This window comes from Methyloceanibacter sp. wino2 (genome assembly GCF_003071365.1).
Taxonomy (GTDB): domain Bacteria; phylum Pseudomonadota; class Alphaproteobacteria; order Rhizobiales; family Methyloligellaceae; genus Methyloceanibacter.
This window is the reverse complement of sequence record NZ_CP028960.1, coordinates 848295-861949: the sequence shown is the minus strand read 5'-3', so window position 1 is coordinate 861949 and position 13655 is coordinate 848295. Positions and strand designations below refer to the sequence as shown.

Sequence of the window (13655 nt, the reverse complement as noted above, 5' to 3'; positions counted from 1 at the left end):
CGGACAAGGCAGAGCCAGAGTCCACGAACTCATGGTCGCCAGAGGCGATCGGTAAGGTCACTGAGATCGCAGAGCGCTCAGTTGCCACGAGCCAAGGCCTGAATCCTTCAGAACTGAATTTTTGAACCCTGCTTGGGGTGACGTCACTCGTGCGTCTTCGCCCAAGCGTGATGGAGGACGTCATGCCGACAATCCAATCCGTGCCCTTGAGCACGTTCAAGCTCAATCCGCGCAATGCGCGAACCCACTCGAAGAAGCAAATCCGACAGATTGCGAAGAGCATCACGGCATTCGGCTTCGTCGTGCCACTCCTTATTGACGAAGACGGGCTGATCATCACCGGCCATGGGCGCCTGGAGGCTGCCAGGATGCTCGGTCTTCAGGAGGCGCCGGCCATCGTTCTGGACGGTTTGAGTGAGGCTAAGAAACGCGCGCTTCTCATCGCCGATAATAAGATTGCAGAAAATGCGGGGTGGGATCGCGAACGGCTAGCCGCCGAGATCCCTGAACTCACCGATCTCCTGATCGAGGAGAACCTGGATATCTCTATTACTGCCTTTGAGGCGGTCGAGATCGACCAAATCGTCGCTGACTTTGAGACGGACAGCAGGGATCCAGCAGACAGGTTGGAGTCTGCGTGGGAGGCCGAACCCATCGTCAGCAAACCAGGAGACCTGTGGCAGCTGGGCGCTCATCGTCTTCTGTGTGGAGACGCACGGGATATCGGCTCAATCGGCCTTCTCATGGGCAAGGAACGCGCCGCTATGGCGTTCCTGGATCCACCCTACAACGTCCGAGTAAAAGACATCGTAGGGCGGGGACGGACCAAGCATGACGAGTTCGCGATGGCGTCCGGAGAGATGTCTCGTCCCGAGTTTATCGAGTTTCTCCAAGAAACCCTCAGCGTTGCTTCCGCCGTTTCCCGGGACGGGGCCGTCCACTTCGTGTGCATGGATTGGCGACATGTAGAGGAATTGGTCTGCGCTGGCCGGGGCGTGTATGGCGCCATGCTGAATCTTGTTGTCTGGGCAAAGTCCAATGCGGGGCAGGGAAGCTTCTATCGTAGCCAGCACGAACTCATCGGCGTGTTCCGCGTCGGTGCTGAACCACACCGCAACAATGTTCAACTCGGCCGGCACGGGCGTTCGCGCTCGAATGTCTGGCACTACGCCGGCGCGAACAGCTTTCGGTCCGGCCGCATGGACGATCTTGCAGCACACCCGACAGTCAAGCCGATCGCGATGGTGGTCGATGCGCTGAAGGACTGCACTCGCCGCGGGGATACCGTGCTGGATACCTTCTGTGGTGCCGGTACGACGGTCATGGCCGCGGAACGCGTCGGGCGGCGCGCCTTTGCGATCGAGCTCGCACCCAAATATGTCGATGTCGCCGTTCGTCGATGGCAGGCGTTCACACGGCGCGATGCGACTCTCCACGGCACAGGCCAGACCTTCGAGGAAGTCGCAAGCGAGCGTCAGCGGCTGCACGAAGCGGCCAGCGAGGGGGCGAATGATGGGGAAGCGTAAGAACAGAAGTCGTGGAACCCGGGATTCCGCCTCTTACGAAGTCGGATACCAGAAGCCGCCGAAGCACGCGCAGTTCAAGCCGGGTCAGTCGGGCAATCCGAAGGGACGCCCAAAAGGGCACAGAAACTTCAAGACCATCCTCAAGGACGTGCTCGCAGAGAAAGTACACGTTCGTGAGGGAGATCGTACGCGGCGTGTATCGAAACAGGAGGCTCTCATCCGCATGACGCTCACCAACGCGCTCATGAACGACAACAAGGCCTTTGCGTCAGTCCTTCAGCTCTTGAGATTGGCTGGTTTCATGGATGACGTAGCGGAGCCGACAGAAACGGAGAATGTCGGGCAGGACGACGCCCTGATCGTCGAGGAGTTCCTAAGACGTCACGGCGCGCTGGCGATGCAGAACAGCCAGCAAGAAGACGATTCCGGTTCCAGCCAAGCCACAGTCCATCTGGAGTCAGAGAATGAGTGAAGCACGAACCAGCCTTCTGAAAGGCCTTCGTCCATGTGACCTGGACGCCATTTTTCGCAAAGATCTCTATTCATTCGTTCAGAGGGCTTTCCCCATTGTCTCGGCGGGCGATAGGTTTCAGCCGAACTGGCATATTGAGGCAATCGCCGATGCGTTGACGCGCGTGCTAGACGGGGAGATCAAGCGCTTGATCATCACCGTCCCGCCCCGCAGCCTGAAGTCGATCTGCGCATCTGTAGCCTTTCCGGCGTTCGTTCTCGGTCACGATCCAACGCGCCGCATCATCTGCGTCAGCTATTCCGAGGGCCTTGCCCGAAAGCATGCGAATGACTTTCGAGCTTTGGTCCGCTCGCCCTTCTACCTGAACCTCTTCAGATCAACGCGCGTCAGTGCGGCCAAGGATACCGAGCTCGAGGTCATGACGACCGCGAGAGGCTTCCGCTACGCCACATCGGTGGGAGGAACGCTAACCGGCCGCGGAGGCAATCTGCTCATCATCGACGACCCTATGAAGCCACAGGATGCCCACTCCGAGAACGCGAGGGAGAACCTCAAGCAGTGGTACGCCAACACCCTCGTCCCGCGCCTCGACAGCAAAGCCGATGATGCCATTATCGTGGTGATGCAGCGCCTGCATGTGGACGACCTCGTTGGCCATCTCCTCGAACAAGACGGCTGGACCGAGCTGAGGCTTCCTGCCATTGCAGAGACGGACGATGAAGTGCGGATCGGGGAGGACAGAGTCTACCGACGCAGGGTGGGCGAGTTACTGCACCCTACTCGCGACTCCGAGAAGGTCTTGGCCGACCTAAAGCACACGATGGGTTCCTTGGACTTTGCCGCGCAGTACCAGCAGCAACCCGTGGCCCCAAGTGGAAACCTCATCAAGTGGTCGTGGTTTCCACTCTATGACAGTCCTCCTGCTTGGCAATCAGGCGATAAGCTGATTGTCAGTTGGGACACGGCGATGAGTGCGGGGGAGTTGGCGGACTACTCTGCCTGCATCGTGCTGCAGACACGAGGCGAGACGGTGTGGATCCTCGATGTCTTGCGAGAGCGGCTCGACTATCCTGATCTGCGGCGTCGAGTTATCGAGATGCATCGCCGTTGGCAGCTGCCGCGTTCGTATTCCCTGGTCATTGAGGAGAAGGGATCGGGGATGAGCCTAATCCAAGACCTGAAAAGGGAGGGCATTCACGCCATCGGCGTCAAGCCGACTCAGGACAAGGTGCTACGCATGTCAGCGCACACGGCGCGGATCGAGGCCGGCTCCGTATACCTGCCGCGGCAAGCGGGGTGGCTTGACGACTTCCGACACGAGCTCATGGCATTTCCTGCGAGCAAACATAAGGATCAGGTCGATGCCCTCACGCAAGCATTGGACCGAGCATTCACCGCCAAAGGCAGAATTCGGTGCACCACGGTGAGGTGCTAACAGAGATCGGGCTTCGACGGCTTCGGAAACCAGTCCTGCCATGAGCAGGCGATCCGTGAGTCCCATCCACAGGTGTCTCCCTGTGGGATTGGGCCAGCATCGAGCCCTAGGTCGGCAATGTCGGCTCAGTGGTACTAACCAGACGCCGAAAATTCGGATCCCGATGTCTGCTCCTGACCTGAAGCGGACATTTCGCGTGGGTTCTTGTGGTGGCTCTTGTTACGTCTCGTACTGGAATCGCCGGAGTCAGTTCATCGGTTTCCAACTTGATGGCCATCAACGTTCCACGCGGCTCAAACAGTCAGACTTAGATCGCTCGACGGGGAATTCAGCCCTGCGGAGCACCTCCTGGTGGCGTCAGGGCAAGGCATGGCCACGATTGACTTGCGTAGTCGACATACGTGCAACAACCGGTTCGGCGGCCGCTGAACGGGGAGGAAACGCATGAGCTATTTTCTCGATCGTCTCACCTTCTTCGATCGGGTCGTCGACGACTTCTCCGACGGCTACGGCGTCGTCACGCGCGAAGACAGACGTTGGGAGGATGGCTATCGCAAACGCTGGCAGCACGACAAGATCATTCGCTCTACACACGGGGCCAACTGCACCGGTTCCTGTTCCTGGAAGATCTACGTCAAAGGCGGCATTGTTACGTGGGAGACGCAACAGACCGACTATCCACGCACGCGGCCCGAGTTCCCAAATCACGAGCCGCGCGGATGCTCCCGGGGCGCGAGCTACTCCTGGTACCTGTACTCCGGCAACCGCGTGAAATATCCGCTCGTGCGCTCGCGTTTGCTCAAGGCGTGGCGCGAGGCGCGTCGCGCGCGTCCACCCGTCGCCGCCTGGGCCTCGATCGTTGAAGACCCCGCGAAGCGGGATTCATACGTCAGGAAACGCGGTCTTGGCGGCTTTGTCCGCGCCGATTGGGATGAGGTCAACGAAATCATCGCCGCCGCTAACGCGTATACGGCGAAAACCTATGGGCCCGACCGCGTGGTCGGCTTCTCTCCCATCCCGGCCATGTCCATGGTGAGCTATGCGGCGGGCTCGCGCTACCTGTCGCTGCTGGGCGGCGTGTGCATGTCGTTCTACGACTGGTATTGCGACTTGCCGCCGGCATCGCCGCAGACCTGGGGCGAGCAGACCGACGTGCCCGAAAGCGCCGACTGGTACAATTCCGGCTTTCTCATCTTGTGGGGCTCCAACGTACCGCAGACGAGGACACCGGACGCTCACTTCTACACCGAGGCCCGCTATCGCGGTGCCAAGAGCGTCGTCGTATCGCCGGACTATTCCGAGGCCTCGAAGTTCGCCGATCTCTGGCTGTCCGTGAAGCAGGGAACGGACGCGGCGCTGGCCATGGCCATGGGCCACGTCATTCTCAAGGAGTTCCACGTCGATCGGCAGGCGGAATATTTCAGCGACTACGTCCGCAAATATACCGACATGCCCATGCTTGTCCGGCTGGTGAAACAGGATGGCAGGCTTGTGCCGGAGCGGTTCCTGCGGGCGAGCGATTTCGACAAAGCGCTCGGCGAAACCAACAATCCGGAGTGGAAAACCGTCGCGATCGATGAGGCATCAGGGGACGTCGTGGTCCCGCTCGGCTCGGTCGGCTTCCGTTGGGGCGAACAAGGCAAGTGGAACCTCGAGGAGAAGAAGTCGGACGAGTCGAACGTCAAGCTTCGCCTGACACTCTCGGATCACACGGACGAGATGGCGGACGTCGCCTTCCCGTATTTCGGCAATATCGAGCACGAACATTTCACCTCGAGCGACCACGATAGCGTGTTGGAGCGGAAGGTTCCGGTGACGCGCGTCGCGCTCGCCGACGGCGAGGCGCTGGTCGCGACGGTCTACGATCTGTTCCTTGCTAACTACGGTGTCGACCGTGGCTTCGGCGGCGGGAACGTCGCCAAGAGTTTCGACGACGATATGCCGTACACTCCGGCCTGGGCCGAAAAGATCACCGGCATATCGCGTGACAAGATCGTCGCGGTGGCGCGCGAATTCGCACTGAACGCCGAGAAGACGCATGGCCGCTCCATGATCATCATCGGCGCGGCGATGAACCATTGGTATCACATGGACATGAACTACCGCGGCGTCATCAACATGCTGGTGATGTGCGGTTGTGTCGGTCAGTCCGGCGGAGGCTGGTCGCACTATGTGGGTCAGGAGAAGCTCCGCCCCCAGACGGGCTGGCTGCCGCTTGCCTTCGCGCTAGATTGGGCGCGCCCGCCGCGGCAGCAGAACTCGACATCGTTCTGGTACGCCCACACTGATCAATGGCGCTACGAGACGCTGGACGTGAAAGAGATTTTGTCTCCCACGGCGCCGGCCGGGCCCTGGGACGGCGCGCTGATAGACTACAATGTCCGGGCCGAACGCATGGGGTGGCTGCCGTCCGCGCCGCAGCTTGAGGAAAACCCTCTGGGGATCGCCGCGAAGGCCAAGGCCTCCGGCATGGAGCCGAAAGAGTATGTCGCGTCGGCTCTGAAGTCCGGCGACCTGGCGCTGTCCTGCCATGATCCGGACAACCCGAAGAACTGGCCACGCAATCTTTTCGTCTGGCGCTCGAACCTGCTCGGCTCGTCCGGCAAAGGCCACGAGTACTTTCTAAAGCACTTGCTCGGCACGTCGCACGGCGTCATGGGCAAGGATCTTGGCCAAGACGGCAAGCAGAAACCGGAGGACGTCGTCTGGCACGACACGGCGCCGGAAGGAAAGCTCGATCTCCTCGTAACTCTCGACTTCCGCATGTCGACGACGTGTATGTACTCGGACATCGTGCTGCCGACCGCGACTTGGTACGAGAAGAACGACCTCAATACCTCCGACATGCATCCCTTTATCCATCCGCTGACCTCGGCCGTGGATCCGGTCTGGGGCGCGCGCAGCGACTGGGAAATCTACAAGGGCATCGCCAAGGCCTTTTCCGAGGTTGCCCCCGAGGTTCTCGGCAAAGAGACCGATGTCGTGCTGACGCCCATCCTGCACGACACGCCCTCCGAGATCGCCCAGGCGGTCGACGTCAAGGATTGGAAGCGCGGAGAGGTCGAACCGATCCCCGGCAAGACCATGCCGCAAGTCGCCGTGATCGAGCGCGACTATCCCAACCTCTATCGGCAGTTCACGTCGCTCGGGCCCCTGATGACCAAACTCGGCAATGGCGGCAAGGGCATCGCTTGGAACACGGAGCACGAGGTCGACTTCCTTAAAAGACTCAACGGTTCCGTTGAGAACGGACCGACGGAGGGGCTGCCGCGGATCGACACAGATATCGATGCCGCCGAGGTGATTTTGACCTTGGCTCCGGAGACAAACGGAGAGGTGGCGGTCAAGGCCTGGGAGGCCTTGAGCAAGGCAACAGGCCGCGAACACGCTCACCTCGCCACGCACAAGGAAGACGAAAAAATTCGCTTCCGGGACTGCGTGGCGCAGCCGCGCAAGATCATATCTTCGCCGACGTGGTCGGGTCTTGAGTCGGAGATCGTTTGCTACAACGCGGGCTACACCAATGTCCATGAGCTGATCCCGTGGCGGACACTCACCGGCCGCCAGCAGCTCTATCAGGACCACCTTTGGATGAGGGCCTTCGGCGAGGGCTTCTGCGTCTACCGTCCGCCAATCGACACGAAGACGGTGAAACCGGTTGTCGATCGCAAACCGAACGGCAACAAAACCGTCGTGCTGAACTTCATTACGCCCCACCAGAAATGGGGCATCCACTCCACGTATACAGACAATCTCCTGATGCTGACGCTTTCGCGCGGCGGTCCAATCGTATGGATCAGCGAGGTCGATGCCGCCAAAGCGGGCATTGTCGACAACGATTGGATCGAGGCCTTCAACACGAACGGCGCGCTCGTCGCTCGCGCCGTCGTTTCCCAGCGCGTCAAGGAAGGCATGTGCATGATGTATCACGCGCAGGAGAAGATCGTGAACGTTCCGGGTTCCGAGCAGACCGGTCAGCGCGGCGGCATCCACAACTCGGTGACGCGCACCGTGGTGAAGCCGACACACATGATCGGCGGTTATGCCCAGCAATCCTACGGTTTCAATTACTACGGCACCGTCGGGTCTAACCGCGACGAGTTCGTCATTATACGCAAGATGGCTGATGTCGACTGGCTGGAGCGTCCGGCCGCGGACCAGGCTTCCGACAGCGCTAACCTGGAGGCCGCAGAATGAAGATCCGTGCTCAAATCGCGATGGTGCTGAATCTCGACAAGTGCATCGGGTGTCACACGTGTTCGGTCACGTGCAAGAACGTGTGGACCAGCCGCGAAGGCATGGAATACGCCTGGTTCAACAACGTCGAGACCAAGCCGGGCATTGGCTACCCCAAGGAGTGGGAGAACCAGGACCGCTGGAACGGAGGCTGGCGGCGCAAACGCAACGGCCAGATCGAGCCCCGCATCGGCTCGAAGTGGCGCGTGCTCGCGAACATCTTCGCCAATCCAGACCTGCCGGAGATCGACGACTATTACGAGCCGTTTACCTTCGACTACGAGCACCTGCAAAAGGCGCCTGAAATGCAGGCCATGCCGACCGCGCGCCCCCGGTCTCTCGTTAGCGGCGAGCGGATGGAGAAGATCAAGTGGGGCCCGAACTGGGAGGAGATCCTCGGCGGCGAGTTCGAGCAGCGCTCGGCCGATGTCAATTTCGAGGGCGTGCAGAAGGAGATCTACGGGCAGTTCGAGAACACCTTCATGATGTACCTGCCCAGGCTGTGCGAGCATTGCCTCAACCCGGCCTGCGTCGCCGCGTGCCCGTCCGGCGCAATCTATAAGCGCGAGGAGGACGGCATCGTCCTCATCGATCAGGACAAGTGCCGCGGCTGGCGCATGTGCGTGTCGGGCTGTCCGTACAAGAAGATCTACTACAACTGGTCGAGCGGTAAGTCGGAGAAATGCATCTTCTGCTACCCGCGCATCGAGGCCGGGCTCACCACCGTCTGTTCCGAGACCTGCGTCGGCCGCATCCGCTATCTCGGCGTCGTGCTCTACGACGCGGATCGCATCGAAGAAGCCGCCAGCGCCGCCGACGAGCAGGATCTGTACGAAGCGCAGCTCTCGATCTTTCTGGATCCCAACGATCCCGAGGTCATCGCGCAAGCGCAGGCCGACGGCGTGCCGCATAATTGGCTCGAAGCCGCAGTCCACTCACCGGTGTGGAAGATGGCGATGGATTGGAAAGTGGCTTTCCCGCTCCATCCGGAATACCGCACGCTGCCGATGGTTTGGTACGTGCCACCGCTGTCGCCGATCAACGCGGCGGTGGAGGCGGGCAAGATCGGACATGACGGCGAGATGCCCGATGTCCGCAGTCTACGGATTCCGCTCAAATATCTCGCCAATCTGCTGACGGCCGGAAAAGAGGAGCCAGTGGCGACGGCGCTTGAGCGCATGCTCGCCATGCGCGCCTATATGCGGGCGAAGACCGTGGATGGCGTGATCGACGAGAGCATTCCCCGCCGGGTCGGTCTCGAGACGGACGCGATGGACGACATGTACCAGACGATGGCGATCGCGAACTACGAGGATCGCTTCGTCATTCCCACGGCTCATCGCGAGCTTACCGAGGACGCCTACGATATTCGCGGCGGTTGCGGGTTTTCCTTCGGCAATGGTTGCTCGGGCGGAACGTCGGAGCCCAACCTGTTCGGCACGCCGAAGAAGCACAAGACTCCCCTGGAGGTTGGCTAATGACGAAAACCCTCAAGGTCTTGTCGGCCCTGCTTGGCTATCCCGAAGCGGCCCTTGTCGATGCGGCGCCCGAACTGAGAATGGCTCTCGACGAAGAGAACCTTCTGCCGCCCGAGAGCCGGCCTTTGCTTGACGCACTGATCGAGGAGATGGCGACAGGCGACCTCTACGACCTGCAGGAGCGCTACGTCGAACTGTTCGATCGTACGCGGTCCTTGTCGTTACACCTTTTCGAGCATGTCCATGGTGAAAGTCGCGACCGCGGCCAAGCGATGATCGACCTCAAGGCCCAGTACGAACAGAGTGGGCTGACGCTCAGCGCGAGTGAGCTTCCGGACTACCTGCCGGCATTTCTCGAATTTCTGTCGACGCTGCCATTGCCTGACGCCCTGCAGATGCTGGGGCAGACAACGCATATTCTGAACGCGCTTGCCGAGCGTCTGCATAAACGGGACGCGCCGTACGAGGCCGTGTTCCGGGCGCTGGCGGCGCTCGCCACGCCGGCCCCCGAAACGGCGGATATAGAAGTGGTGCCCGAAGGTCCCGACGCCGATCCGAACGATTTCGCCGCGCTCGATGCTCAGTGGGAGGAGGAGGCGGTGACCTTTGGCCCCGACGCCGGACCGAGTTGCAAGGACCGTCTCGTGGCGCAAATCCGCGCCGGCCGGCGCCCGGTTGCCGACATGCCGATGAAGGGAGAAGCGCCGTGAACGCCACCATCAATCAGCTTCTCTTTGGGTGGTACCCGTATCTTTGCATTACAATCTTTCTGATTGGCAGCCTGGTGCGCTTCGACCGCGAGCAATACACATGGCGGTCGGGATCGAGCCAGCTCCTGCGGCGCAAGCAGCTCGCCTGGGGCTCGAACCTTTTTCATGTTGGTATTCTCGTCATCTTCCTCGGCCACTTGGTTGGCCTGCTGACGCCCATAGCCGTGTTCGACTTTCTCGGCATCTCTCACGGCTTCAAGCAGATGATGGCCATCGTGGTGGGCGGTATCTCGGGCATCGCCTGCTTTATCGGGCTGACGCTGCTTGTGCACCGGCGCCTGTTTGACGCACGCATCCGCAACACCTCTTCCTTTGGCGATATAGCAATTCTCTTGTTGCTCTACGTTCAGCTGATCTTAGGTTTGGCCACCATTTCGATCTCGCTGGAGCATTTGGATGGCGGGGAGATGCTGAAGTTCATGACCTGGGCACAAGGGATCATGACGCTGCAGCCTGACGTGGCGGCGCTGGTCGCCGACGTCAATCCCATCTTCAAGCTGCATCTGTTTCTCGGCATGACAATCTTCCTGGTCTTTCCATTCACGCGCCTCGTCCATATCTGGAGCGCGCCGGTCTGGTATCTTGGGCGGCGCGGCTATCAGGTGGTTCGCACCCGTGAGCAGGGCAGGCGACACGGGATGTCACCGCCCCGCCCCGGCGATCGACCCATGCCGGCGGAGTGAGTACAGTGACGTGCGCCGCCCATACGCTCCCGGAGCGCAGTCCCGTCAGTGTCAATGGCGTGGAGATTCCGCACGACGCCATCGCCCGCGAAGCGCAGCACCATCCGGCGTTCAAACCGATCGAGGCGTGGCAGGCGGCAGCGCATGCGCTCGTAGTCCGCGAACTGTTGCTCCAGGAGGCGCGCCGCCTCGGCATTGCGGCGACGCCCCGCACGGACACGAGCGGACGCCGCGAGGCCGAGGAAGAGGCCCTTGTCCGAGAGTTGATCGAGAGCGAGGTCGCGACACCGGAACCGGACGAAACAAGCTGCAGGCGCTACTACGAGCACAACAGGCGCCGCTTTCACTCGGAACCGATCTACGAGGCCGCGCACATTCTATTTCCAGCACGAGAGGACAGCGCGGAAGACTTCGCGGCGGCCCTACGCGCGGCCAACCTCGTCCTTGAAGAGTTGCAGGCCCAGCCTGCCCGGTTCGGCGACTTGGCGCGGGCTCACTCGGCCTGCCCGTCGGCGGCCCAAGGCGGAAATCTCGGTCAAATAACAGCCGGTCAGACCACAACGGAATTCGAGGAGGCCCTCGTTGAGTTGGCCCCTGGCGCGATCAGCCAGAAGCCCGTGAAGACCCGTTACGGGGTCCACATTATCCGCCTGGATCGCCGGATCGAAGGACAGGAACTGCCGTTCGAACTGGTCTCCGACCGAATCGCGGACTATCTCCGGGAGAGCGTCGTCCGTCGAGCGGCTGCCCAATTTATCGCCCGCCTAGTTTCGAAGGCGGAGATCGCGGGTGTCATTCTCGCCGGTGCCGAAGCCCATCAGGTCAGCACGAGCGGGTAAGAGTCTGCCGGAGCCGCTGCCTGGGCCGGTTTGCCGCTGGCCCTGGGACGGTAGACGTTTGACCTTTCGGCACGGCGGTCGCTACCCTATGGGGCCACCTAGCAGAAAGGCCCCGGCGGGATGACGAAATTGGACCGTAGCCTGATCCAGGCCTTGCCGGTTTTTGCCGAAATGGATGTGGGCGAGCTGGACGATGTTATCGCCCGTGCCAAGGCGCAGCGCATCCCGAAAGGAACGGCGGTGTTCCGGCAGGGCGAGCCGACCAAGTCCTTCTTCGTGTTGCTGCACGGCCGGCTCAAAGTGGTGAAGGTCACCCCCAGCGGACAACAGGTCCTCATCCGCTTCGTCAATCCCGGCGACATCTACGGCATTGCCAAGGCGCTGAGCCGGGAGGATTACCCGGCGACGGCGACGGCTGTCATCGACAGCGTCACCCTCGTCTGGCCGAGCGATATTTGGGACGAGTTCATGACGTCTCATCCGTCCATGTCGTTGAACGTCATGCGGATGATGGGGGACCGGCTCCAGGAAGCCCATACCAGGGTCAAGGAACTGTCGACCGAGGAGGTGGAACGGCGTGTGGCCCACACATTGTTGCGGCTCATCGCCCAGTCCGGCCGTAGCACGGAGGAGGGCGTCATGATTGATTTCCCCATCACCCAACAGGATCTTGCCCAGGCGTCCGGAACGACGTTCCACAGCGTCAGCCGGATTCTCAGCGGGTGGGAAAGCGAGGGCCTTGTCACGATCGGGCGCCGAAAAGTCGTTGTCAGCGATGTCGAAGGCCTGTCGCACTTGGCCGAGCAGGCCCCTAGCGGCAAAGAGTAGGTGGCGAATCCTTGCACCTGAAACCGAGCTTGCGTTGAAGCAAGTTTGGCGACCCGCTCCGCCGCTACTATCCGTCCGTTTGAACCGGGAGGATGGAGTCCCACGGACGATGCAGCGGAGACTCGAGCGGGATAGCGCTTTCGCGCTTTTTACCTATGGTTTCCGGCCATTCTTCCTGGGGTCGGCGTTTTGGGCGGTCGTCGCCGTGGCTCTGTGGATCGGCGCGCTTGCCGGACTGTGGACCTTGGGCCAGGGCTACGGTGCTCTGGCATGGCACGCCCATGAGATGATCTTTGGCTATACGGGTGCGGTCGTTGCGGGATTTCTCCTGACAGCTGTCCCCAATTGGACAGGCCGTCTCCCGGTCGCGGGCTGGCGGTTGGCTCTGATATTCACGCTGTGGGGCGTGGCGCGCCTAGCGTTCCTTGTAACTGGGACCATCGGCCCGCTCCCGGCCGTCGTGCTCGATAGCTTGTTCTTGCCGTGTCTCTTGGTGTTGATGGCGCGTGAGGTTGTTGTCGGGCGCAATTGGCGTAATCTCAAGCCGCTCATCCTTGTCACGTTTCTCGCGGCGGCAGATATAGCGTTTCACGCAGAGGTCTTGACCTCAGGAAGCGCCAACTATGGGAGCCGGGTCGGGATTGCGGCCCTCATCGGACTGATCATGCTGATCGGCGGGCGCGTCGTTCCCAGCTTTACGCACACCTGGTTGATGCGAAACAAAGCCAAGCGCCTCCCGGTCTCGTTCGACCGTTTCGATGTGGTGACACTGCTCGCTTCGGCTGCCGCCCTCATCTCGTGGATTGTCGTTCCGCGAGCCGCCGGGACCGGCGTCTTGTTCCTGGGGGCCGCGCTCCTGCATTGTGTACGCCTATGGCGTTGGACCGGCCTGCAGACTTGGCGCGAGCCGCTCGTCTTTGTTCTCCACCTCGGCTACGCGTTCGTTCCGCTCGGTTTTTTTCTAGGGGCGATCGCGGTGCTCGTCCCGAACAGCTTTGCCGGCACTGAACCGCTTCACGCATGGACCGTGGGCGCCATCGGACTGATGACCCTTGCCATCATGACTCGTGCATCACGTGGTCACACTGGACGGCCTCTTAGCGCTTCGGCCCTCACGATCCTCATGTATAGCGCCGTCGTGGCGGCGGCGCTGCTGCGCATCGGCGCCGGGCTCGTTCCGGAAGTCCACGGGCCGTTGGTGACGGCTGCGGGTATAGCCTGGATCGCCGCCTTCATGCTCTTTGTTCTCGAATATGGGCCAATGCTGCTCGGGCGGCGTGTGGAGCATGCCGGCTAGGCGGGAAGCCAACAACTTTCGGCCGCGAGTTTGTCGCGGAGCAACGACCCGAAGCGGCGGAGCTGCTTTTAAGGGACCGCGCTCAATAGCC

The 13655-nt window shown here is 61.2% G+C and carries 10 protein-coding genes; all 10 read left to right on the top strand.

The window, feature by feature from the left end; translation table 11 throughout:
* Window positions 1-200: 200 nt before the first annotated feature.
* The 10 genes from DCY11_RS03985 (at window position 201) to DCY11_RS03940 (ending at window position 13564) form a co-directional block, all read left to right on the top strand.
* Window positions 201-1526: a site-specific DNA-methyltransferase gene (locus DCY11_RS03985; RefSeq protein ID WP_371515041.1), complete on the top strand. Its 1326-nt coding sequence runs from the start codon at window positions 201-203 to the stop codon at window positions 1524-1526.
* The gene (locus tag DCY11_RS03980) at window positions 1510-1998 is read left to right on the top strand and encodes a DUF5681 domain-containing protein (protein ID WP_108681336.1); all 489 of its coding nucleotides are present in this window, start codon (window positions 1510-1512) and stop codon (window positions 1996-1998) included. The genes DCY11_RS03985 and DCY11_RS03980 overlap by 17 nt, the downstream gene beginning before the upstream one ends.
* Window positions 1991-3433, top strand: coding sequence for a phage terminase large subunit (gene terL, locus DCY11_RS03975; protein ID WP_108681335.1), 1443 nt, complete (start codon window positions 1991-1993; stop codon window positions 3431-3433). Before DCY11_RS03980 ends, terL begins: the two co-directional genes overlap by 8 nt.
* A gap of 444 nt (window positions 3434-3877) precedes the next feature.
* A complete protein-coding gene (locus tag DCY11_RS03970; protein WP_108681334.1) occupies window positions 3878-7630 on the top strand; it encodes a nitrate reductase subunit alpha in 3753 nt (1250 codons plus the stop codon).
* Window positions 7627-9147, top strand: a complete 1521-nt coding sequence (gene narH, locus DCY11_RS03965) for a nitrate reductase subunit beta (protein WP_108681333.1) — start codon at window positions 7627-7629, stop codon at window positions 9145-9147. Before DCY11_RS03970 ends, narH begins: the two co-directional genes overlap by 4 nt.
* Window positions 9147-9857 carry a nitrate reductase molybdenum cofactor assembly chaperone gene (gene narJ, locus DCY11_RS03960; RefSeq protein WP_045365364.1) on the top strand — a complete coding sequence of 237 codons (711 nt, stop codon included), beginning with the start codon at window positions 9147-9149 and terminating at the stop codon, window positions 9855-9857. The genes narH and narJ overlap by 1 nt, the downstream gene beginning before the upstream one ends.
* A complete protein-coding gene (gene narI, locus DCY11_RS03955) occupies window positions 9854-10600 on the top strand; it encodes a respiratory nitrate reductase subunit gamma (protein WP_045365366.1) in 747 nt (248 codons plus the stop codon). The genes narJ and narI overlap by 4 nt, the downstream gene beginning before the upstream one ends.
* Before the next feature lie 5 nt (window positions 10601-10605).
* Entirely contained in the window at window positions 10606-11439 is an 834-nt protein-coding gene (locus DCY11_RS03950; RefSeq protein ID WP_045365368.1) for a peptidylprolyl isomerase, read from the top strand.
* A gap of 120 nt (window positions 11440-11559) precedes the next feature.
* Window positions 11560-12267 (top strand): Crp/Fnr family transcriptional regulator, encoded by a 708-nt coding sequence (locus tag DCY11_RS03945; RefSeq protein ID WP_045365371.1) that lies wholly within the window; start codon window positions 11560-11562, stop codon window positions 12265-12267.
* 109 nt (window positions 12268-12376) lie between these two features.
* Window positions 12377-13564: an NnrS family protein gene (locus tag DCY11_RS03940; protein WP_052464153.1), complete on the top strand. Its 1188-nt coding sequence runs from the start codon at window positions 12377-12379 to the stop codon at window positions 13562-13564.
* Window positions 13565-13655: the final 91 nt, after the last annotated feature.

Bases quoted from the DNA above. Each gene is read 5' to 3' on its own strand.
- narH (WP_108681333.1), top strand. From the start codon at position 7,627: ATGAAGATCCGTGCTCAAATCGCGATGGTGCTGAATCTCGACAAGTGC.
- terL (WP_108681335.1), top strand. From the start codon at position 1,991: ATGAGTGAAGCACGAACCAGCCTTCTGAAAGGCCTTCGTCCATGTGAC.
- DCY11_RS03970 (WP_108681334.1), top strand. From the start codon at position 3,878: ATGAGCTATTTTCTCGATCGTCTCACCTTCTTCGATCGGGTCGTCGAC.
- DCY11_RS03980 (WP_108681336.1), top strand. From the start codon at position 1,510: ATGATGGGGAAGCGTAAGAACAGAAGTCGTGGAACCCGGGATTCCGCC.
- DCY11_RS03945 (WP_045365371.1), top strand. From the start codon at position 11,560: ATGACGAAATTGGACCGTAGCCTGATCCAGGCCTTGCCGGTTTTTGCC.
- narJ (WP_045365364.1), top strand. From the start codon at position 9,147: ATGACGAAAACCCTCAAGGTCTTGTCGGCCCTGCTTGGCTATCCCGAA.
- DCY11_RS03940 (WP_052464153.1), top strand. From the start codon at position 12,377: ATGCAGCGGAGACTCGAGCGGGATAGCGCTTTCGCGCTTTTTACCTAT.